Annotated in this window: 22 protein-coding genes; all 22 read left to right on the top strand. The window is 47.2% G+C overall.

Features of this window, described 5'->3' with window-relative positions; genetic code table 11:
- Positions 1 to 53 precede the first annotated feature (53 nt).
- Positions 54 to 2,696 carry a cell envelope integrity protein TolA gene (locus TRESADRAFT_RS06695; RefSeq protein ID WP_002704090.1) on the top strand — a complete coding sequence of 881 codons (2,643 nt, stop codon included), beginning with the start codon at positions 54 to 56 and terminating at the stop codon, positions 2,694 to 2,696.
- 201 nt (positions 2,697 to 2,897) lie between these two features.
- The gene (locus TRESADRAFT_RS06690) at positions 2,898 to 3,710 is read left to right on the top strand and encodes a leucine-rich repeat domain-containing protein (RefSeq protein ID WP_002704089.1); all 813 of its coding nucleotides are present in this window, start codon (positions 2,898 to 2,900) and stop codon (positions 3,708 to 3,710) included.
- A gap of 155 nt (positions 3,711 to 3,865) precedes the next feature.
- Positions 3,866 to 4,279 (top strand): hypothetical protein, encoded by a 414-nt coding sequence (locus TRESADRAFT_RS06685; RefSeq protein WP_002704088.1) that lies wholly within the window; start codon positions 3,866 to 3,868, stop codon positions 4,277 to 4,279.
- A gap of 88 nt (positions 4,280 to 4,367) precedes the next feature.
- The gene (locus TRESADRAFT_RS06680; protein WP_002704087.1) at positions 4,368 to 4,907 is read left to right on the top strand and encodes a hypothetical protein; all 540 of its coding nucleotides are present in this window, start codon (positions 4,368 to 4,370) and stop codon (positions 4,905 to 4,907) included.
- 52 nt (positions 4,908 to 4,959) lie between these two features.
- Complete coding sequence (locus TRESADRAFT_RS16230) at positions 4,960 to 5,130, top strand: hypothetical protein (protein WP_002704086.1); 171 nt, start codon at positions 4,960 to 4,962, stop codon at positions 5,128 to 5,130.
- Positions 5,131 to 5,156: 26 nt separating this feature from the next.
- Complete coding sequence (locus TRESADRAFT_RS06675) at positions 5,157 to 5,966, top strand: hypothetical protein (protein WP_002704085.1); 810 nt, start codon at positions 5,157 to 5,159, stop codon at positions 5,964 to 5,966.
- 17 nt (positions 5,967 to 5,983) lie between these two features.
- Positions 5,984 to 7,819 carry a leucine-rich repeat domain-containing protein gene (locus TRESADRAFT_RS06670; protein ID WP_002704084.1) on the top strand — a complete coding sequence of 612 codons (1,836 nt, stop codon included), beginning with the start codon at positions 5,984 to 5,986 and terminating at the stop codon, positions 7,817 to 7,819.
- A 420-nt stretch (positions 7,820 to 8,239) separates the two neighbouring features.
- Positions 8,240 to 8,689, top strand: a complete 450-nt coding sequence (locus tag TRESADRAFT_RS15985) for a hypothetical protein (RefSeq protein ID WP_141607233.1) — start codon at positions 8,240 to 8,242, stop codon at positions 8,687 to 8,689.
- 31 nt (positions 8,690 to 8,720) lie between these two features.
- Complete coding sequence (locus tag TRESADRAFT_RS06660; protein WP_002704074.1) at positions 8,721 to 9,230, top strand: hypothetical protein; 510 nt, start codon at positions 8,721 to 8,723, stop codon at positions 9,228 to 9,230.
- A gap of 32 nt (positions 9,231 to 9,262) precedes the next feature.
- Positions 9,263 to 9,856 carry a hypothetical protein gene (locus TRESADRAFT_RS06655; protein ID WP_002704072.1) on the top strand — a complete coding sequence of 198 codons (594 nt, stop codon included), beginning with the start codon at positions 9,263 to 9,265 and terminating at the stop codon, positions 9,854 to 9,856.
- Positions 9,857 to 9,881: 25 nt separating this feature from the next.
- Positions 9,882 to 10,427 carry a MotA/TolQ/ExbB proton channel family protein gene (locus TRESADRAFT_RS06650; RefSeq protein ID WP_002704070.1) on the top strand — a complete coding sequence of 182 codons (546 nt, stop codon included), beginning with the start codon at positions 9,882 to 9,884 and terminating at the stop codon, positions 10,425 to 10,427.
- Positions 10,428 to 10,458: 31 nt separating this feature from the next.
- On the top strand, positions 10,459 to 10,764 hold the full coding sequence (locus TRESADRAFT_RS06645; RefSeq protein ID WP_002704068.1) for a hypothetical protein: 306 nt from the start codon (positions 10,459 to 10,461) through the stop codon (positions 10,762 to 10,764).
- A 91-nt stretch (positions 10,765 to 10,855) separates the two neighbouring features.
- Positions 10,856 to 11,392 carry a hypothetical protein gene (locus tag TRESADRAFT_RS06640; protein ID WP_002704066.1) on the top strand — a complete coding sequence of 179 codons (537 nt, stop codon included), beginning with the start codon at positions 10,856 to 10,858 and terminating at the stop codon, positions 11,390 to 11,392.
- A gap of 68 nt (positions 11,393 to 11,460) precedes the next feature.
- A complete protein-coding gene (locus TRESADRAFT_RS06635) occupies positions 11,461 to 11,697 on the top strand; it encodes a hypothetical protein (RefSeq protein WP_002704065.1) in 237 nt (78 codons plus the stop codon).
- A gap of 153 nt (positions 11,698 to 11,850) precedes the next feature.
- Complete coding sequence (locus TRESADRAFT_RS06630) at positions 11,851 to 12,708, top strand: MotA/TolQ/ExbB proton channel family protein (protein WP_141607231.1); 858 nt, start codon at positions 11,851 to 11,853, stop codon at positions 12,706 to 12,708.
- A gap of 13 nt (positions 12,709 to 12,721) precedes the next feature.
- A complete protein-coding gene (locus TRESADRAFT_RS06625) occupies positions 12,722 to 13,687 on the top strand; it encodes a hypothetical protein (RefSeq protein WP_002704062.1) in 966 nt (321 codons plus the stop codon).
- Between the two features lie 53 nt (positions 13,688 to 13,740).
- Entirely contained in the window at positions 13,741 to 15,285 is a 1,545-nt protein-coding gene (locus TRESADRAFT_RS15080) for a leucine-rich repeat domain-containing protein (protein ID WP_002704059.1), read from the top strand.
- Positions 15,286 to 15,498: 213 nt separating this feature from the next.
- On the top strand, positions 15,499 to 15,996 hold the full coding sequence (locus tag TRESADRAFT_RS06615; RefSeq protein ID WP_002704056.1) for a hypothetical protein: 498 nt from the start codon (positions 15,499 to 15,501) through the stop codon (positions 15,994 to 15,996).
- A 262-nt stretch (positions 15,997 to 16,258) separates the two neighbouring features.
- The gene (locus tag TRESADRAFT_RS06610; protein ID WP_002704055.1) at positions 16,259 to 18,955 is read left to right on the top strand and encodes a leucine-rich repeat domain-containing protein; all 2,697 of its coding nucleotides are present in this window, start codon (positions 16,259 to 16,261) and stop codon (positions 18,953 to 18,955) included.
- Positions 18,956 to 19,084: 129 nt separating this feature from the next.
- A complete protein-coding gene (locus tag TRESADRAFT_RS15075; RefSeq protein WP_002704053.1) occupies positions 19,085 to 21,229 on the top strand; it encodes a leucine-rich repeat domain-containing protein in 2,145 nt (714 codons plus the stop codon).
- Positions 21,230 to 21,326: 97 nt separating this feature from the next.
- Positions 21,327 to 21,608, top strand: coding sequence for a hypothetical protein (locus TRESADRAFT_RS06595; protein ID WP_002704051.1), 282 nt, complete (start codon positions 21,327 to 21,329; stop codon positions 21,606 to 21,608).
- Between the two features lie 208 nt (positions 21,609 to 21,816).
- Positions 21,817 to 22,791: leucine-rich repeat domain-containing protein (locus tag TRESADRAFT_RS06590; RefSeq protein ID WP_002704049.1), on the top strand; the 975-nt coding region annotated here is incomplete at its 3' end.

The following is a 22,791-nucleotide window of genomic DNA, read 5'->3' as shown; positions in this document are numbered from 1 at the left end:
GAGATATAAAGACATTGCGGAAAGAGTTAATTTAATTCAAAAGAGGACACACGATGAAGAAATTATTGGTTGTGTTTGCACTCTCGATTATGATTGTGCAAAGCGTATTTGGACAAAGTGCACTGTATAACGGCAAGGGCGGCGAGGGCAGAGTCGTTTTGCTTGACGAGCCTGTGATGGTGAACGGGCTTAAGAACGGAAGCGACAAGTGGCTTACGCAGTCGGTAAAGACGGATGTTTTGAGCGATTTGTCGCAGTATTCTGCGATGAAACTTTTGGAAAGCGAACAGCAAAAGAACGTCTTGAAGTTGCAAAAAGAAAGCGAAAGCGCAATGTACGACGACAACGATATGCTCGAACTTGGTCGTATGGTGAAGGCGAGAGAGTATATCAAACTCACGATTACACGCATTGAGCAGAAAGGACAGAACCTTTACGGCTTGCAGGCGACAATCGTCAACATCGAAACGGGAACGAGCGAAGGCGGCTATAACCCGAAGTCATACTATTCGCAGACGGACTTTCTCACCAAAGCGCACGGTGAACTTTCCGCTGGCGTTCTTGAGCAACTCGGCGTTGAACTCACCGAGACAGGAAAGCGCCTTATTGCCAAAGCGAACGAGGTGAAGGCGACAGGCGGCAGTTCCGTGAAGACGCAGAACATCGCAGTTGTGTCGGCGAAAGAGTTGAAGGACGCTCAAGATAACCTCAACGCTATCGACACCGAACTTCTTCGTATGCAGGAGAAACTCGCTGATATCGAGAACTCAAGCGCGTTCGACCTTGAAAAAGAAGCCGAGAAGATGCGCCTTGAAAACCAGAAAGCGACTCTTTTGCAGCAGCAGAAAAGCGAGCAGGAGCATATCGCTCGAATGAAAGCCGAATCGGAGCGCCGTGCTCGTGAAGCCGAAGAGAGCAAAAAGCGAAGCGCCGAGCAGCAGCAGAAAATCGACGAGATTGCATCAGAAATCGAAGCCAAGTCAGCGGAACTCTTTGCAAAGGCGAACCGCAACGGCGTTGAAGAGCAAGTTGTTACGCTTGAAAAGCAGAAAGCGGTTTATGTGTCAAACCAGCGCAGAATCAACGACAGCATAAAGGCGGCAGAAGCGGGAATCGAAGCAGAGCGCCGTAACGCAATCCGCGAGCGAAAAGCAGAGCCTCCACGAAAGGCAGACCTCAACGCAGACGGCACTCTTAGCGAGAACGGACGCAAGGCTCTTGAGAGCGCACTTGCCGAAATCAATGAGAAATATGAGACGATGAAGAGCGATAGCGCCAAGGAAATCACATCCAGTTTCTCGGATATGCAAGACCCTCTTTGGACGCGTATCGAAAGCGACAAAGAAGAAATCGCAAAAGGCTCTTACATCGCAAGCACGCTCGACAACAAAGTGATTTTGAACTTCAAGGATTACGACGGCACGGCTCAGGGCTGGGCGTATGACATAGAAATGACGTTCAATGCCGTTACGGTTTTCAGTTCAAGCGGCACTCTCACATACAAGGACATCACAGGAAAGGAAGCGCCGCAGTTTCCGGACCGCGACGACAAGAAATACGACGAGAAAGTAAAAGCGTACAACACATTCCAGGACGACATCGAGTTGTTCGACAGTTTCTTCCGCACGGGCGTTCCGTTTGTCACGGCGAACATCGCGTACACGATTGCCGCTGCACCGTACAATCGCCCGAGCGAATACGACATCAAACTCGATACTCTTTCGTTCTTCAACTTGCAGCAGAACAAAGAAACATCAAAAATGAAACTCAAGGAAAGCAAGGTCTATCGCTATTATCCTGTAACGTTCATTGACTGGCGAACAGACAAGGAGCGGAACAGCGACGAGAAGGCAAGCGCAAAGGTGAAAAAGAGCCTTTTGAGCAAAGCGAAGTTCCAAAACTCAATGGGAAGAGCATTTTCAGAAGACGGTTGGGTTTCAACGGTGATTGCAGTTGTTGCTGTCATAGTTGGAGTGATTGTCTTTTTCTGTGGCGGCCGCTGGCTTGGCTGTCTCGGAACATTGCTTGTATTCGGTCTGATTATCGGCGGTGTTCAGTCCTGCGGCAAGAAGCTTAGGCAAAAGGCTTGGGAAAACGATAACCAGCTTATCAAAAAGGAAATGCTTGATAGGTTCCAGTGGAAGACGTATGAACTCTTCGACGATAAAGACGGCTGTACAATTTCATTCCTCGACAATTCAAAGGTTCAACTCACTATAAAGAAAAACATCTATGAGGGTAATTACAGCGTTGATTCCGGCACTATCTATTTAAGTGCAGGCGACTCAGACCCTCATGCTGCTCTCCGTGTCATAAATAACTTACTCGTAACGGGGCAAGGTCAGTATTATGACGAAATATTTTTCGACAACGAGGACATAATCGCAAAGGGCAACGAAGAGTACCTTGCCGGTATGACGTTCAAGGGCAAGTGGAACAACCAAGAGGACGAACATTCTTGCTATGACGCAGAAATCACGTTCGGAAAGGACGGCAAAGCGAAAATCGCGTTATCTGACGGCGACAATGGCGAAGGCGCATATATGCTGAACAGAAGCGGCACTGTTGCTTTGTACAATCACCGCAACAAAGGAAAATGGGTCTTGTTCGAGATAGAGCAAAACGGCGGCGAAATCACTTCGATTACACTTCGCGCTCCGAATGCCTATTACGGCAGAAACTGGACTAGAAAATAATATCTATACAAAGGATATTTTGAAAACGTGTCATTCCGAGAGGAGAACGGCGATACGCTCGTTTCGCTCAGAATGACACACAAAAAATGCAAAAAAATAAAAAAAGTTGGTGGAATTTGCATGATTTTTTATATGCAGGAGCGACGGCGAAGAACATCTGTTCTATCATCTGTTCTGTCATCTGTTCTGTGACGAGGAATAATGCAAAATACAAACGAAATCGAAGACGCAAAACGGAAGAAAATCGCTTCCGTGAACAAAATCGCCGCGGAATCTCTTTTTTCTGAACTCGTCGGAAGGAGAATCGGTTCGTCGTTCGTGATTCTTTCTGCGAATGTAAGCTCCGTCGTGACGCTTCTTTGCTCGGGAAAGAACAACATCATTTTCCGGATGGGTGCGTCGGGCGAAAAATGGATGCAGAAAATCGAGGACACGCTCGACATAATCTCTGACCAGACGAAAAGCGGGCCTGAAATTCTCGACGCGCTCGAATCGAAGAAAATCACGGTCGCAAAAATGCCGTCTTCGTGCGCGGATCTGCGCCTCCCGATAAAATGCGATTCCGAGGGAAATCTCCGCTATTTCGTTAAATGCTCCGCCGAGGGGCGTGCGGATCCGCAGACGAAGCGAGCCGAATTCTTCTGCTGCGACGAAATCGGAAGATGTTTCTGCAAGTCGTGCACTCATCTTGAGTCGGTTTCCGTTCCGGATGGAACAAAAATCATCGGAATAAGCGCATTCGGCGAATGTTCTTCTCTCAAAACCATTTCGTTTCCGGACGGGCTTGAGCAAATCGAGTGGTTCGCCTTTTCAAAAAGCGCGCTCCGTTCGCTGTTCATCCCGAAAAGCGTGCAGAAAATTTCGCTCAGTGCGTTTTCGGAATGCATTTTTCTTGAAAAACTCGAATACGGCGGAACAAAATCTGACTGGGAAAAAATAAATTTCGACAGAAACTGGAGCAATAATGTTCCGGAATTATCCGTTCATTTCGGAAAACGCCGGAAATCCGAATAAAAAAGAGTCTTTAATTAATGTGCGAACGTCCGTAGAATAAAAGCACAACGGCGAAATACGCGCAGAAAACCGCGGCAAGGAGAAATGAAATGGTGTACGGTGATTTTGACGTCGATTTCGGGATTGACGACGAGTTTTTCTCGTAAGAGCCTGATTTGGAGCCCGATTACGACAGCGTGATGTATGACAATCTGATTTACGACGCGCTCAATCACAATCTGGTTCACCTCGAAATGCCCGACATAGACAGATGTTTTGAAGGCGGAGACCCGCGTTATTTTGAAGCCGAGACGATTCCTGATGCCGTCGATTATGTGAAAGGCGCGAAAATAAAGGCGATGCTTCTTTTTGTGAAAGCTGACATTCCGATGTGCGAACTGACGGAAGCAATAGACGCGCTCAAACCGTACTGCACGGAGGAATGCCTTGAAAACGGAAAAATTCTCTTCGGTACAGGCGATGAAACCACAAAAGACTGCACAAAATTCAGAGCGTTGTTTGTGTTCGGGCATATCGAAGACGAGAAAACCGAGAACAAGAGCGATTTCGGGGAAGATATTCCGTTCTGACATTTAAAAAAGAGTCTTTAACTATTTTTTGAATGTCCGTAGAATCAAAGCACATCTATAGAAAACGAAAGCATACAGGAGGCTTTTTATGTGTCCAAAAGAATTTGCGATGATTATGAAAGACGCGCTCGACGAGTTCGAGAATTGGTATGCGGAGTCTTGCTCCAACAAGGAAGCGGACAAAGAGTCTCTGCAAGAGGCGTATACCCACGCGCATCTTGGCATTGTCGCCCGGCTTCAGAAAATGATGGGCGACGGCTTCAGCGAGGACGATGACGAGAAAATTCCAGACGGCGAAGCGTTTGAGAGCTTTATCGAAAAGGCTTTTATGCGGAAAGTGCAGGAGTATGCAACGGACATTGCGATGCAGCCGATAATGCTTTCGCTCGAGCAGCACAACGAGCTTGCGATGAAGCAGATTCGGACAATCCTGAGCGCATACAGCGGCAAGGTTATCGAGAGCGACGAGGACGACGACGGTATTGTGGGAGAAGAGATGGAAGCACGGCACAAAGTTTTCGACGGCACGTTGAGTGCAATCGGCTTTGTCAAAGGCGGCACGCTGAAGAAAAAGGCGGTGGCTGACACATTCCGCGCGCTTGCCGACTTCTACGAAAAGGAGCTGTGAAAAAGAAGAAAAAGATAAAACGGATACGAAATGCAGGCTTTTCTTGAAGAAAATGCTGACTTATGTTGTTGACGGTGTTGACTCGTCGATTATTCGGCAGATTGGCGAAAACTATCTCTTTTATGACGATGCGGACTCTTTTGAGCGATTTACTCTTGATATGGGTCTGACGGGCGTTCTTTCGATTCAGTCTGGCGACAATCCTTGGATACTGATGGAATGAACAAGGCTCGTTGCGAGGAGGTGAAAATGTATTACGAACCAATGACTCAGGACGAAATCGAAAAACTTCAAAAGATTATGGATTCAAACAAGGAAATCCCAGATGTTGACAATGCAGAATACGAGATTCTCTCGCAAGATGAAATTGACCAGTTGCTTTCTACGATTGACAAAGTGGACGACGAGGCGGACAGCGACCTTCGGCACGCTTTCATTGCTATGCGGAATTATTTATACGATTACGGATTTTTCCTTTATGAGTGCGATGCTTTTTGCGGTTCTGGTAGTTTGTCTAACTTTGACATTGAGGCGGACGATGAGGCGCAAATCGTGCAGAATGAGCCGATTTTTGGAGAAGAACTTACTGAAAACCAGCGGAAAGATTTTGACGAGTTGACAAGTCGAGCTGAAAAACTCGATTCGAGAATACGAGCGGAGACAGAAAAAACGCTTGATTTGCTGCGGACTGAAAAACTTTCTGATGTGCAGATTTGCGAGTGCAACAAAATGTTCGTGCAGGTCGCAAAATGTGCGGTTTCTAAGTTTTCTCTGAGCGACGCGCTCGGCGTTTTGCCAAAGAAAGAGCGGGAAAAGATTTTGGAGATTCAGCAGGCGGTTTTGAGCAGTGCGAGGGAGTTTTTCAAGCGCGTTTTTGCAGTTGAAAAAAGTCCGCTCTATCGCAGAAATGAGTTGCACGATGCTTGGAAGAAAAGCGAAAACGAGAAACTCGTTCACGCCGAAGGCTCTACGCTCGATAATCCAAAATACGAAGAAGTCTATGTGAATCAAGCGGACGAAAAGACTTGGAATGAGTTTTTTGGCACATACGAATATTGACAAGAAGTGAGGAATAAATGGAAATAAACAGCGAAGACGTATTGAAGATTGAGAATAACGAAGTTGTGTCCTGCGACAAGAGCGCGGTGAACGTGGTGTTTCCCGAAGACATCGCGAGAGTGCGAAGACAGGCGTTTTTGGAATGCGACAAGCTAGAGAGCATAACGATAAACACGGCTTGCAAGAGCATAGGAGAATTGGCTTTTTCGTTGTGTACGGCTCTCAAATCCGTGGAGCTACCAGAAGGCTTGGAGCAAATCGGAGCTCAGGCGTTCAAAAATTGCACATCGCTTTCGAGCGTGAAAATCCCCGACGGCTGCAAAGTGAAAAGCCGTGCGTTTGAGAGGTGCAAGGCTCTTGAAAGTGTCGTGATACCGAACATCGAAAACGATTTGATTGCAGGCTACCGCGAGATTTTCGACACAAGCTACATCAAGCATATCACGATTGCTGAGGGCGTGGAAAAATTGCCGAAAAGAGCGTTCGAGGGCTTTTATTCGCTTGAAACGCTCGAACTTGGAAAAGACGTGGCGTACATCGACGACTTTGCATTCTGTGGTTTGTGGCGGGAAATCAAAATCGAATTGAGAACTCCGCATTTCGCCTTCGAGAACGGAATGCTCTACAACAAAAAGACGAAAAAGCTCATCCGCTGCTTTTCAAAGAATATCGTCGTGCCGTCTTTCATCAAGTCGATTGGCGAGGACGCTTTCTTTGACGTGGAGAGCGTTCGCTCGACTGCGGAGCAGACTTTTCTTCCGTATGTTGAAAGCGTGAGTTTTGAACAAGGCTGCACTGTGAATGCGCTTCCCAAACTGTGGAAGGAACTTTGCCTTTATTTCCACCGAAAAATGGACAAGAACGAAATGACAATCAAAAAAATTGTCGAAACCGTAAATGCGCAAGTCGTAAAGCAGAAGCTCAAAGATGAAAAGAAAAGCGAAGTGTCCAAAATGGGCGCGAAGAGCGTTCTTGAACCGGTTGTTGCAGAAAGCGGCGTGGTATGCGAAAAGTGGGAGGACAAAGATAACCAGTATATCGGCGTGAAGTGCAACCGTGGCGGAATCGAGCTGAAACTTCCGAACAAGAGCGCAGTCAAACGGCTCGAACCGCTCAGAGAACTGCTTGGAATGATAAAAAGCAAGGACGTTCTTGAAGTCGTGGCGTTTGCCCAAAAGAACAAACTCGCCTTGCAGGGCGAAAAGGCCGAGCGATACGCGGTTGTCGGAAAAGGTGGGCGTTTCAGCGATTTGGGCAGAAATGTCGCTTCGATTGTGGCGACAAAGGAATTTGTTGCGGAGTGCGATAGAAAGCCCGGCGCGTTTTTTGTCGACGGCGAGCTTCCAATTTTAAACGAAATCGTCATTGACGCCCCCAAAAAGGCTGCAAGCGCGCTTTGCAATCGTTTTTGGTTCTACGCTCATAATCTCAAATGCGTGAAATGCATGGACGGCGAACTTTCGCAGCCGGATTTGTTTTTTAAGGAGGGCGTCTTGCGTGCGTGCCTGAACAAAGACATCGAAAGCGTTGTTTTGGACGAGGGTGTCGAGCGAATTTGCGCCGACTTTTTTGAGGACGATTCCTCCAATGCGATAATAAGAGCAATTTACAGAGGCCCTTTTGAAAATGAGCAAAAAGGCGTGTTCGAGAACTGCTTCAACCTGAAAAGCGTGAAATTGCCCCAAAGCCTTACGGAAATTGATGACCGCACTTTCTTCGGCTGTCACAATCTTTCAAACCTTGAGTTTGCGGGAACTGTTGCACAATGGCGCGCTGTGGAAAAAGGCGAGGACTGGCACAAGTGGTGCAATTTCGCTGTCGTGCATTGCGCGGACGGGGACGCTGAGTTGTAAACTAAAAGTTATTTGAAATAGCTCTCATTGGAGTCCGATATGCAGAAAACAGACAAAAAAAATATTTCACAGGAAGAAGTTGACGAAATTGCAGAGACTTTGCCGCTTGACGCAAAAATGCCAAAAGTGACTAATTCGGACCTTGAAATCCTCACTCAAGACGAAATCGACTCGCTCCTTTCAACTATGGACAGCGTAGCAGATGAATACGACAGCACTCTTCGGCAGATGCTTATTTCTCTGCGCGATTGCCTTCGCAACGAGTACGCGCACTTTCTTTATTGCGTTGAGCGTTTGAGCTCTTCTTTCGACGAAGATGATTCCCTTTCGGACGATTTTTGCATAGACGGCGAAAAAGCAAAGCCGTTGTGGCAGGAAAAACTCACAGATGAGCAGCAGAAAAAATTCGATTCTCTTTGCGTGGAAGCGGAAAAACTTATCGCCGATATTCAGGAATTGGTGGCGTACGCGCTGGAATTGATGGAGTGCGAAGAACTTTCTGACAGTCAGATTGAAGAGTGCAATGAAAAGTTTCTGTCATTGGCGGAAATGGTTATTTCACAATTCGCTCTTTCTTCGATAATCCAAAAAATGCCTGGCGACGCTCTTTCTAAAATCAAAGCGATTCGGAAATCTGTTTTCCGCTCTTTCCAAGCCTTTTTCAATAGCGTCTTTTCGCTCGGAAAGAAAAATCCGCTATTCGACAAAAAAATGCTTTACGATTTCTGGGTCGTTTCCCAAACCGAAAAAATCACGGTTGACGACAATTCTGAAAACGATGAAGATTCGATTTTCTATAAGAAAATCATCATCGAACAGAGCGAAGAGAAAAAACGCATTTGGAACGAGTTTTTCGGCGACGGAAACTGAAAAACAAAAGAAAGCAAAAAGGAGCGGAAGAATGGACGACCACGACATTGATCTTATCATTGACGACGAAGATTTTTGGCAGGAGCATGAGCCGTCAGAGTACGAAGCGTACTGTGAAGAATGCGAAGCGTACTGTGAAGAATGCAAAGAGAAAAAGAACAAGCTGATAAATGACGCACTGCACAATAATTTGACGCATCTCGAAAAATGCGACATAGACAACTGTTTTGGGAGCGAGTTCCCGACTTATTTTGAGGCGGAGTCGATTGCGGAGGTTGTGGATTATGCAAAGAACAAGAAAATCAAGGCGATGCTGATTTTTGTTGGCGGAAACCCGCAGATGAGCGAAGTGCAAGAGGCGGTAGACGCGATTAAGCCATACTGCACGGCGGAATGCATGAACGGCAAGTTCCTTTTGGGTTGCACCGAAGAAGACATTGAGGGTGTGGCGAGATACAGAATGTTGCTTGCATTGGAGCAGCAGCCACAGGCTGATTCTCAAGAGGCTGATAATGAGTTTGGTGAAGATATCCCGTTTTAATGCGGGAAAAAAATATGCAAGGAGAAACTAAAATGAGCAATTCGTACGATTACAAAGTTGAATTCGATTCCGAAAAAACTTCCGCGCTTGCGTTGGATTTTTTCAGAAAGAACAAGAAACTTCGGGAAGTTGCAAGCATCTACTGCGATTACGGAGAAGATGAAATGCCTGCCGATTTGATTGAGACTGACGGAAATGTTTGGGAATTTGGGTCGGCAGGCTGTTGCAGCGAGGAAGTCGGAGTTGGCATTTATGACTATCTGAAATCAAAATGCGACAAATTCTCTTTCAAGATTATCCTTGTCGGCGGCGATGACTTTTTCGACGAAGAAGGCGAATTTGCGGAGGTGAATATCTGCGAATTTGATTCGGAGCGGCACAGAATACTTTCTGCGATCGACGAGAACGGAAAATACAAACTCGGCTTCGAACAGTCTTTGAAAAGATATTTTCAGGAGAATTGGGATTCCGATTGCGAAGAGGAATTTTCCATGCTTTTGGAACGGTACGGATTCGGCACGGACGGTGAATTCGATGTCGATGGCGCGAAACTGGGCAAATTCGCGGAAGATTTGAAGGAAATCGACGATTCGCTTCTTGGGTATCTGACGCTCAAAGAAGTCTGAAATATCACGTCAAAAGGAGGGTTTTATGAACGAAGACGAGAGAAGAGAATTCGCTGAGATTGCACGGAAAATCGTCTATCTTGCGAACAAGGCAAGAAGAGAGGGACTGCTGGCGATTGAAGAGGACTTGGACACAATCAGCGTCAAGAGCGAGAAAAACACGCTGTTCCTGAAAAAACTGCTTTCGCTTGTGGTTGACGGAGTGGACAATTCTGTCATTCGCCACATCGGTGAAACATATATCAGCGTGGACGCAGAAAGCGCTTTTGAGAAAACGTGTTTCACTGCGATTTTTGACGGCGTTCTTTCGGTTCAAATGGGAGATAATCCGCGGATTGTTGCGGAAAAACTTGCTGCATACACGGGGATTTTGAATTCGGCGGACTTCATTTCGGAACTGCAAGCAAGCACGGACGTGGAGCTGGTCAGGGAAAAGATTTCCATCGGTGGAACGATTTCTGCCGACGAGGTTGATGAGTTCTTGAAAACAGAAGAATCTTCTATGACTTCCTCAGAGGAACTTTCCTCAGAGGTACTTGATGCACTCTTGGGTGGAAAGGAACAGTGCTGAAGTTGCGGGTTATGATATGCAAGGAGATAATATGAAGATTCAAATTCTTTGGAACATAAAAGATGGTACATACCCTCATTTTATGAAGGCAAGGCCAGAAATGAACGATAATCCTGTTTATAAAGGAAAAGTATTTCCTTTAAATAAAGAAATTGTTCTTTTGATGAAAGAAAAAAAATGTGATCATTTTTCTTTGCAGCAAGGTGTTTCTGGTGGTGGGTTTCTTACAGAAGAAGAATATCATAAATTAGAAAAGATATTTGATAAAATTACCTCCTTTATCAGAGAAGACAAAGGCGATTTGGAAAAGATTTTGGAAGAGATTGAATGTATTTGAACTAACTCTTCTGGTCTTTGGAGTGAAGTATAAGCAATTAGCGATAGTGGCACGCTGTTGTCGCTATCGCTTTTTGTAAAAGGAGGATTTTATGAACGAAAACGAGAAAAGAGAATTCTGCGAGATTGCGCAGAAAATCATCTACCTTTCGGCAAAATCAAGGCGAGAGGGACTTCTTGCGATTGAAGAGGACTTGGACACAATCAGTGTTCCAGGCGAGAAAAACACGCTGTTCCTGAAAAAACTGCTTTCGCTTGTGGTTGACGGAGTGGACGCATCTACAGTTCGCTGGATAGGCGAAAAGTATATCAGCGTTGACCCGGAAACCGCTTTCGACGAAACGTGTTTCAATGAGATTTTTGACGGCGTTCTTTCGATTCAAATGGGCGACAACCCCATGATTCTTGCGGAAAAACTCGGCGCATATCTTGGAATTTTGAATTCGGCGGAGTTCATTTCGGAGATGCAATCAAAAACGGGCGTGGAGCTGGTTTTTGGAAAAATTTCCAGTGGGGGAACAATTTCCGCCGATGAAATTGACGAGCTTTTGAATGCAGAGAATAAAAAGAGCGATGAAGACACCCCGACGACTTCCGATGAGGAGATTGACGCGTTATTGGGTGGCTGAGCAAGAAAAGAAAAGCTGACACGAGTTCTGCATGACACAAGTTTCAGCACAAAAAAAGGAGAAAGAAAATGAAACTGCCGAGTTGCTTTGATGAAAATGGAATCGAAGAAACATGGGAAGCCTTTTATAAAGAGTATGAAATCGATATCGATGCGTTCAGATATGCGCAGTCACAGTTTCAGGATATAAACAAATTCCTTGAGAAGAAAATTGAGTATTTGAGAGCCACCGGAACTTTTGTCGATGAAAAATCCGCGAAAATTTCATATTTATTTGGTTTGGCGTATATGGTTTCGAAGCTATAATTCCTAATATCGCTTTGGCATCCCGCATTTTTTGGAGGCGCCAAACTGAATAATTTTCAGAGAGGACGACAAATGAAATTCACGGCGAACACTTTGGCTTTGCAAAAGGCAATTATGCCTTTCACGGAGCTTGAAACGAATCTTTTTTCCGCTATGGAACTGAATCTGAAATCCGACGTGCTGACAATCTCTGCTCGTGGTGGGTCGGTCAAGATAAAGTCCGAATTGCCTGTTTCTGATTGCGAGGACGGCACGGTTGTCGTTTCATTCGAGACTTTTTTGCCGAGCATCGGAATCATAAAATCTGAAAATGTCACGGTGGAATCGAAAGGCGAAAGCCTTTTATTCAGCTTTGACGACAAGTCGGTAGAAATCGACACTGTCAACGGCGATGTAGTCGAAAGAATCGACATTGAGAACAAAGTTCCTTCTGTTGAATTGACTGGAAAAAATATGGACTTTGCAAAGTACGCTGATTTGAGCGAGGCGCAGAAGACGGAGTTTCTTGAGCTTGCAGAAATCCTCGTCGTTTGCTCTACAAAGGGGCGCAACGAGGGACTTTTGGCAATCGACGAGTATGTGTCTGCACTCAAAACGGAGACGAAGGGCAGGCTTTTCTTGAAGAAAATGCTGACGTTTGTCATTGACGGTGTTGACTCGACGATTATTCGGCAGATTGGCGAAAGCTACCTCTTTTACGACGATGCGGACTCTTTTGAGCGATTTACTCTTGATATGGTGCTGACGGGCGTTCTTTCGATTCAGCTAGGCGACAATCCTTGGATACTGATGGAAAAAATCGCGAGCTTTACGGGAATCGTTGAAAGCGGGAAGTTCATCGAAAAACTTCTTCAGAAGAAAGACGAATATGAGAAAAAACATCCAGTTTCCAGTCAAAATGAAAACATACTATACGCAGATTTCAATGCAGGAGAAGAGGGCGGAACGATTTCACAGGACGAAATAGACGCTCTTTTGGGTGGAACACCTGCGGAAAACACGCAAGATTAAAGAGGTGAGAAATATGAAAAAGCAGCTTGTAGCGGTTACGCTCGACATTCAGGACTTGATAAAAAACTATCCGCCTGAATATTCGTGCAAGAACAAAAAGACAAAGTTTGAGGAAGCCCTCGCTATCCACAAGAATCAGACGGGGAAAATCGGCGTTTCTCGCTGGAAGTTTGCAGAAAGCCAAAGCCCGTTTGCAAAGAATGACGTTTCTGTAAAGCTTTGCGACGAATATTTTAGCTATGACGACGCGGACACTGCGGACACGAAAGTCTATTACCTCAACTACGCCGACCCCAATCTTTTCGGCTACTACGACAGCGACCTTTTTGCGCAGGACGAGATACAGACTCTTGAGCACCCGCTTTTGGGCTCTGTGATGGAATACATCGACAAGAACGAAACAAGTGTGCTTAAATCGCTTACGGAGGAAAACGGCGAGCCGACTCCCTACATCGTGGAGGGCGCGCCGTACTGGCTCAAGGTTGTGACGAACCCGACGCTCCCGACTGGCGAAACGCTCAATCTTTACGGGCGTAATTTCTGCCGTGCGTCAAAGGAAATCCTCGACATTGCTGTAACGCCGATTAAAGAGGAGAGAGCGAACAACATAATCGCGCTTGCGGCTCCTGCTTTGGGAAGCGGCGAGTACAAGCGAAAGCAAATCGAGCAGATTTTGAAAGCGGTTATCGCTTCGTTTTCGGCGGCGCTCGCTCTTGCAGACACAAAGAAGTGTGTTATCCACACTGGAAACTGGGGTGCAGGCGCGTTCGGGAACAACCGAGAGCTCATTTATCTTGCCCAGCTTGTCGGTGCGAGCGTTGCAGGAGGTGCGGAGCTTGTGTTCCACGCAATCGACGCGGGCGATTTTGCAGAAGCGAAAAAGAAGTTCGACGACTGGAAAGGAAGCGCGGATTTTGCCGAATGTGTCGATTTCTTTGTGAAACAGCACTATCACTGGGCTTTCGGCGACGGAAACTGAAAAACAAAAGCGAGCCTGAGCGCAAAGAAACGCGGCAAGGAGATATAAACTAAATGAAAGATGAAGTTCTGGTAATCGAAGACGGCGTGCTGAAAAAATGCACGGACAATAGCATAACGAGCGTGGTGATTCCCGATAGCGTCACGGAAATCGGCGAGAGGGCATTCATAGGTTGCGATGGGCTTGAGTCGGTTGAGATTCCGCCGAGCGTCACGAAAATCGGCAATGATGCGTTCAAAGGCTGCAATATCGACAATTTTTCGCATCCTCTCCTCACGATAAAAAACGGATGTGGAATCAAAGAGAATGTAGTTCTATATTGCACAAGTCAGAGTAGTTCAATCACAATCCCAGACGGTGTCACGGAAATCGGCGAGGAGGCATTCCTTCACTGCTCGTCGCTTGAGTCGGTTGAGATTCCGCCGAGCGTTACAAAAATCGGCAAGGAGGCTTTCTATGGTTGCGAGTCGCTTGAGTCGGTTGAGATTCCGTCGAGCGTCACGAAAATCGGCGAGGATGCGTTCCGTGGCTGCAATATCGACAATTTTTCGCATCCTCTCCTCACGATAAAGAACGGATGTGCAATCAAAGAGAATGTAGTTCTATATTGCACAAGTCAGAGTAGTTCAATCACAATCCCAGACGGTGTCACAAAAATCGGCGATTCGGCGTTCACGTGTTGCGAGTCACTTGAGTCGGTTGAGATTCCATCGAGCGTCACGGAAATCGGCAAGGATGCGTTCGCGTGTTGCAATTGGCTTGAGTCGGTTGAGATTCCGCCTAGCGCCACGAAAATCGGCGAGGAGGCGTTCGAGCTGTGCGAGTCGCTTGAGTCGGTTGAGATTCCGTCCAGCGTCACGGAAATCGGCAAGGAGGCTTTCAATCGTTGCAGGTCGCTTTCGTCGGTTGCGATTCCGTCGAGCGTCACAAAAATCGGCAATGATGCGTTCTATGGTTGCGAGTCGCTTCGGTCGGTGACGCTTGGGGACAACTTTGAAAAAGTTCCTAGCAAATGGTTCGACAGCCTGAACGAGGCGAATGCGATCTATAAAATCGTCTGCACGGAGGGCAGCAGCACATACAAGGCGATAAAGCGAAGCAGGAAACTCAAGTCTCATATAAAAACGCTTGCGTTGCAGAATGCGAAAGACGAGCCCCCTGACCAAGAACGGACAGAAGACAAGAAGCTTGACCGAGAATGGACAAAAAAAGAGAAACTCTCGTTTATCGAAACTGACTATTCAGAAGATTGTGAGGGCTACAAATGGGTTCTGCTCTATGTGAAAAATGGCTACGAGTACGGTATGCGCGAAGCGATGTACGAAATGCGGGGCGATGACTACGGCTTTGGCAAAGAGGTTGTCGCTGTGTTCAACACCAAAGAGGGCGCACTCCAATACTATCTTGACAACAAGCTCTATGAGAAAGCGTACAATGATATTTTGGAATCCAACGACCTAGACAATGCATTTGAAAACTGGGATGGAGAAGTAAGTTTGGACGATATTCGCTCCTATCTTGGTGATTGTGCAGGAAATGGCGATGCGTGGAAAAATTTTTACTACGAACTTGTTTCTGTAGAAGCGATTGAAAAGTGAATCATAGGCTATGATTGATGTAAATCCTAGTGCTGATAAAGCGATAATCACAGGCTAGGATTTGCATGTAATCAAAGTCTAGAGGTGGAAATATGATGACAGCGGTAAAAGCGGATTTTGCCGAATGTGTCGATTTCTTTGTGAATCAGCACTATCACTGGGCTTGTGGCGACGGAAACTGAAAAACAAAAGCGAGCAAAAAGGAGCGGAAGAATGGACGACCACGACATTGATTTTATCGTTGACGATGAGTATTTTTGGCAGGAGCATGAGCCGTCAGAGATAGATCGACAATACGAAGCATACTGTGAAGAATGCGAAGAGAAAACGAACAAGTTGATAAATGACGCACTGCACAATAGTTTGACCCACCTCGAAAAATGCGACATAGACAACTGTTTTGGGAGCGAGTTCCCGACTTATTTTGAGGCGGAGTCGATTGGCGAAATTGTGGATTATGTAAAGAACAAGAAAATCAAGGCGATGCTGCTTTTTGTGCGCTCCGACTGTGCGATGTGCGAGGCGAAAGAGGCGATTGACGCTCTTGAGCCATACTGCACGGGGACTTGCGTTGACGGCGGGAAAATGTTCTTTGGCGCAAGCGTTGAAAAGAGCGAGGGCGACGCAAAATACAGAATGTTGCTTTTGTTTGAGCAGATTCAATCTGATTCTCAAAACAAAGATGAGTTTGATGAAGATGTCCCGTTTTAATGCGGAAAAATGCTTGGACGGCGAGGTGAGTCTGTAGAGACGCTTCGGCTACGCTCAGCAACCGACTGGTCATTGAGCGTAGTCGAAATGACCTAAATGAACACAGATGCTGGAACGAGTTCAGCATGACAACTTTCCTTAAGATAAGGAAAGTTGTTTTTTTAAAAAGAGGCTTTCCTTAAAATAAGGAATCCATGTTTTGAGTTCGCTTCAGAAAGCGACAAAATCAAATTTCAGCATGACAAATAGAGGAGAATAAACAATGGAAGACGTATTGAAAATCAACGGCACAGAGCTGGTTAGATGCCTGGACAAAAATGTGGAGAGCGTGACAATCCCGAATTATGTCACGAAAATCGACATAAAGGCGTTTAGGAGGTGCGCGTCGCTTAAGTCGATAGTGATTCCGCCAAGCGTTACGGAAATCGACGACTATGCGTTCTTCAATTGCACATCGCTTTCGTCTGTGATTATTCCGGAGAGCGTCACAAGTATCGGAAGTTATGCGTTCTGTCATTGCAACATCACCGCCCTTTCGCATCCGTGCCTGACGATAAAGGACGGACTTGCAATCGAGTACGACGACTGGGTTGTCTACTGCGCAACACAGAGCCGTTCCATCACAATCCCCGACGGCATCAGGGTAATCTTCGATAGGGCGTTCTGCGACTGCGCGTCGATTGAGAGCGTGAAGATTCCAGAGAGCGTCACGACTATCAGTAACAAGGCGTTCAAGGGCTGCAACATAACTGAGCTTTCGCATCCTCTCCTGACGATAAAGAACGGAGTCGCAATCAAGGACAACAAAGTTCTGTATTGGACAAACCAGAGCAGTTCAATCACGATTCCCGACGGCGTCAAGGAAATCGAATACTCTGCGTTCTATGATAACAAGACTCTTTCGTCGGTGGTTATTCCGCCAAGCGTCAAGGAAATCGGAAAGGAAGCGTTCGAGGGCTGCTCTTCGCTTTCTTCGGTGGTGATTCCCGACAGCGTCAGGAAAATCGGAGCTGAGGCGTTCTTGGGCTGCAACATCGATGAGCTTTCGCACCCGTGCCTGAAGATAAAAAACGGATTCGCAATCAAGGGAAAAAAGGTTCTGTACCGCACAACCCAGAGCAATTCATTCATAATCCCCGAAGGCGTCAAGGAAATCGATAAGGACGTGCTTGATGGCTACAACTATCCTGAGTCTGTGGAGTTCTCAGGAACTGTGGCGCAGTGGGAAGCGATAGTAGGAAAATGGTATCTTCTTGAGCATACTAGCGAAAAAAGCGTGAAGTGCAAAGACGGAGTTTGGGAAATGCCTGTTATGCTGGTGGAAAACGGCAGCCTGAAGCAATGCACGGACAAGAGCGCAACAAGCGTGACAATCCCCGACGGCGTAACGGAAATCGGAGAGAATGCGTTCAGTGGCTGCGAGTCGCTTAAGTCGCTTGAAGTTCCTTCAGGCGTCACAAAAATTGGAGCGTACTCTTTCTGCGAATCGCTTTCGTCCATTTCGCTTCCGTCAAGCATCACTGAATTCGACAAAGATGCGTTCTTTTTTGTTGGCAAATCTCTTTCAAAGGTAATTCTTGCTGACGATTTTGAAAAAGTGCCGTCCGAATGGTTCGACAGACTGGACTGGAATGAGAATTATGAAATCATCTGCACAAAAGACAGCAGCACATACAAGGCTGTGAAACGAAGCCCGAAGCTCAAGAAGCACATCAAAGCCCTTGCTCTTCAAGTGGCAAAAAACGAAAAGATTGCCACGGTGAACAAAGTCGGCGCTGACGCTCTGCTTTCCACTTTGCTTCCGAGCGTGAGGGGCTTCTCGTTCCAGATTCTTGCGACCACGAAGAGCGCAACCGTTGTTCTCTTGAAAATCGCAAAGAATACAGGCGTGTTCAAACTCGGCGCTGATTCATCGAAGTGGCTTCCGAAAGTCAAAAAGGTGATAGAAGCCTTTTCGGATTCTTCAAAAAGCGGAGAAGAAATCTTTGACGTGATAAAAAAGCAAAAGCTGCCGCTTGGCGAAATCAGCGAGAAGAAATCAAAGGATATTACATTCGAAGCGGATTCTGACGGCTTTTTGAATCTGTTTGTATCAGGCGTATTGAGAAAAATAGAGTGTTCCAGATTAAAGGACATCGCTTTGTTCGGTATCAAAGAAATAGGCGAGAGGGCGTTCTATAAGTGCACAAGCCTTGAATCTGTGGTAATCCCTGACAGCGTAAAAGAAATCGGCGAAAAGGCGTTTGAGGGGTGCAACATCGACGAACTTTCGCATCTTCTCCTGACGATAAAGAACGGAATCGCAATCAAGGACGACGAGGTTCTGTACCTCGCAAGCCAGAGCGAATCAATCGCAATCCCCGACGGCGTTACGAAAATCGGCGAGTATGCGTTCGAAAACTGCTATTCGCTCAAATCAGTGTCGATTCCGCCAAGCGTCAAGGCAATCGGCAGGTTGGCGTTCTCTGACTGCAGGTCGCTTTCGTCGGTGGTGATTCCGCCCGGCGTCACGGAAATCGGCGACAAGGCGTTCTATGATTGCAGGTCGCTTACGTCGGTGGTGATTCCCGACAGCGTTACAAAAATCGGCGACAAGGCGTTCTTCAATTGCAACATCACCGCCCTTTCGCATCCGTGCCTTACGATAAAGGACGGAATCGCAATCGAAGACGAAGAGTTTCTGTACCTCGCAAGCCAGAAAGAATCAATCGTAATCCCCGACGGCATTGCGACAATCGGCGAGAAGGCGTTCTTTTATTGTTATTCGCTCAAATCAGTGTCGATTCCGCAAAGCGTAAAGGAAATCGGCAAGCAGGCGTTCCGGTTCTGCCAGTCGCTTTTATTCATGCAGTTCGGCGGAACAGTGGCGCAGTGGAAAGCAGTGAAAAAAGGCGCGGACTGGAACAGCGGCATTCCTGCAAAGCGCGTGAAGTGCTCGGATGGCGAGGCGGAGCTGTGAGAGGTGCTTCGACTACGCTCAGCAACCGACTGGTCATTGAGCGTAGTCGAAATGACCTAAATGAACGCAGATGCTGAAAGTATTTTCCAGCGGAAAATACAGTTCAGCATGACATGAGGAGAATAAACAATGGCGGACATTTTGCTAATCGAAGACGGTGTGCTGGAAGACTGCACGGACAAGAGCGCAACGAGCGTGGAAATTCCCGACGGCGTCGAGGAAATCGGTGTTTATGCGTTCAGTGGTTGCACGTCGCTTTCGTCGGTTGTGATTCCGTCGAGCGTCGAGGAAATCGGCGAGGGGGCGTTCTCGGATTGTACATCGCTTGAGTCGGTGGAGATTCCGTCGAGCGTCACGGAAATCGGTGTTCATGCGTTCAGTGGTTGCACGTCGCTTTCGTCGGTGGTGATTCCCGACGGCGTCAAGAAAATCGGCGATTATGCGTTCAAGGACTGCAATATCGGCGAGCTTTCGCATCCTCTCCTCACGATAGAGAACGGATGTGCAATCAAAGATGGTGTAGTTCTGTATTTCACAAGGCAGAGCGACTCAATAAAATTTCCTGATGGTGTCACGGAAATCGGCGAGTGGGCGTTCTCGGATTGTACATCGCTTACGTCGGTTGAGATTCCGCCAAGCGTCACAAAAATCGGCGACAGTGCGTTCAGTGGTTGCACGTCGCTTACGTCGGTTGTGATTCCGTCAAGCGTCACGGAAATCGGCTATGCGTTCAGTGATTGCAAGTCGCTTTCGTCGGTGACGCTTGGGGACGACTTTGAAGAAGTGCCGTCCGAGTGGTTCGACAGTCTGGACTACGAAAATGTGAACTATGAAATCGTCTGCACGGAGGGCAGCAGCACATACAAGGCGGTAAAACGAAACCCGAAGCTTAGAATGCACTTGAACAGTATGGAAATTGCGAAAGAAAAAAAGATTGCAGAAATGAATGAGGCAAGTATAACCGCCGTGCTGTCATCGCTGCTTGAGGGCATGGCGGATTCCGGGTTCTTTATTCTCTCAAACACGAAGGGCGCGACTGTCGTTATCGTGAAAATCGGCAAGAATATAGGCGTGTTCGAGCTTGGCGAGGATTCGTCGAAGTGGCTTGTGACGTTCAGGAAAGTGATTGAAGCGTTCTCGGACTCCATTAAAAGCGGTGCGGATATTTTTGCCGTGATAACAGAGCAGGGGCTTCCGCTTGCCGAGATTCCCGAGGATGCAAGGTTGCCGCTCCCATCGGACAGCGACGGCTCTCTGAATTTTTTTGCCACGGGTGAATTGAGAGCAATGAACTATGAGGACGTAAAGAACATAGCATTGTTCGGCATCACGGAAATCGGCGAGTATGCGTTCTATGAGTGGCCGTCGCTTATGTCTGTGGTGATTCCGCCGAGCGTTACGAAAATCGGCGAGAAGGCATTCCGTGGTTGCACGTCGCTTTCGTCGGTTGTGATTCCGCCAAGCGTCGAGGAAATCGGCAAGGAGGCATTCAAAAACTGCAACATCAGCGAGCTTTCGCATCCTCTTCTCACGATAAAGAACGGTGTCGCAATAAAAGATAATCAGGTTCTGTATTTCACAAGTCAGAGCAGTTCAATCACAATCCCAGACGGTGTCACGGAAATCGGCAGGTGTGCGTTCTATGAGTGCAAGTCGCTTACATCTGTGGTGATTCCGTCGAGCGTCACGAAAATCGGCATTTCTGCGTTCAAAGGCTGCAATATCGACAATTTTTCGCATCCTCTCCTCACGATAGAGAACGGATGTGCAATCAAAGAGAATGCAGTTCTATATTGCACAAGTCAGAGCGGCTCAATAAAAATTCCTGATGGTGTCACGGAAATCGACGAGTGTGCCTTCTCGAATCATACATTGCTTACGTCGGTTGAGATTCCGCCAAGCGTCACGAAAATCGGCGGGTATGCGTTCAGTTGTTGCGAATCGCTTTCGTATGTGAAAATTCCAAATAGTGTTACACAAATCGGCGATTTTGCGTTCACTAATTGCTCAAAGCTTTTGTCCTTGGAGATTCCCGACAGCGTTATAGAAATCGGCGAGGATGCGTTCTATGGGTGCCAATCGCTTGCGTCTGTGGTGATTCCGTCAAGCGTCGAGAAAATCGGCGAAACTGCTTTTGCGGGGTGCGAGTCGCTTTCGTCGGTGGAGTTCGGCGGAACGGTGGCACAATGGAAAGCTGTGGAAAAAGGCGAGGACTGGAACAGAGGCGTTCCTGCAAAGCGCGTGAAATGTTCGGACGGAAAAGCGAGGCTGTAGAGATGCTGCATGACCAAGGCAAATAATAAGCAAGAGCCGTGCGGGCTTTTAGCGCAGCAGGAGATTTGTCGATAAAATAAATCAAGGAGAGAATTGAATGAAAAAGTATATCATCGTAGGCGAGGAAGAAGACAATGGAGGAGGATGCGGCTGCCTTCTTTTGCTGCTGCTGCTTCCCTTCGCGCCGATAATCTTCGCGATATTCAGGAAGCTCAGCGGGAAGGGCGGCTGCCTTTCGTTTGTCATCGCCATCATTGTCACGCCTTTCTGGTTCGCGGCTGTGGCGGCTCTTTTCAAGCATTTCTTCGATGTCGACCTGCTCGAATTCTACGGTCTGTTTGTCGAATGGATAAAAGAGAACGGCCCGAATTTCGACTGACATGCTGGTTCGATGCCTTTGCGAATATCCCGTCTTGATGCGGTGTGAGGCCGCTCTGCCATTTCCGAACTTGATTCGAAATCCTATTCATCATGACAAAACAGAACAGGTCGCTTCGAAATGCGACGTTCAAAAACGCCGCGGGCGCGGTTCTGTCTGACAAGGTGACGGAGGATGCATACAATTCGGTATTACAGGAGAATAAACAATGGCAGACATTTTGCAGATTGAAGGCGGCGTGCTGAAAGGATGCTCGGACAAGGACGTGACGAGCGTGGCAATTCCCGACGGCGTTAGGGACATCGCTTGGACTGCGTTCAGGAAATGCACGCATCTCCAGTCTTTGACAATACCCAAAAGCGTCAGACATATCAGCAAAAAAGCGTTTATAAAATGCACGTCGCTTTCGAAAATTGTGCTTTCGGACGATTTTGAGAAAGTGCCGTCGGAATGGTTCGTCAGCCTGAACGAGGCGAACTATGAAATCGTCTGCACAAAAGACAGCAGCACATACAAGTCGGTAAGGCGAAGCCCGCATCTCAGAACGCACGTTAAAGAAATCGCGTTGCAGATTGCGAAGGAAAAGAAGGTTTCCGAATTGAAAGAGGCGGGCATGAAAGCCCTGCTCGGCACTTTGCTTGAAAACGTCGGGGATTCTTCGTTTGAGATTTTCCAGAACAAAAAAGGCTCGGATGTCGCTCTCTTCAAAATGGGGAAGAACGCGGGCTTTTTCAAGCTCTGCTCGAACCATTCAAGGTGGCTTCCGAAAATTCAGAAAGTGGCCGAATCCTTTGCGGATTCTTCAAAAAGCGGCGCGGAAATACTTGCCGTGATAGAAGCGCAGAAACTTCCGCTTGCCGAAATTCCACAATGGTGGCGCATGAAAACTGTCCTCAAAGCCGACAGTGAAGGCAGCCTGCGCGTTTTTGCTTCCGGCACATTGTTCAAATGCAAATATGACGGCTTGAAGAATCTTGAGCTTTTCGGCGTCACGGAAATCGGTGCGGGGGCGTTCTTGGGCTGCACGGCGCTTTCGTCGGTTGAGATTCCGTCAAGCGTCACGGAAATCGGTGCGAGGGCGTTCTTAGTCTGCACGGCGCTTTCGTGGGTTGAGATTCCGTCAAGCGTCACGGAAATCGGCGAGAGGGCGTTCTTGGGCTGCACGGCGCTTTCGTCGGTTGAG

Source organism: Treponema saccharophilum DSM 2985 (genome assembly GCF_000255555.1).
GTDB classification, from domain to species: Bacteria; Spirochaetota; Spirochaetia; order Treponematales; family Treponemataceae; genus Treponema_D; species Treponema_D saccharophilum.
The sequence above is the reverse complement of the archived record's forward strand: the minus strand, read 5'-3'. Positions and strand labels throughout refer to the sequence as shown.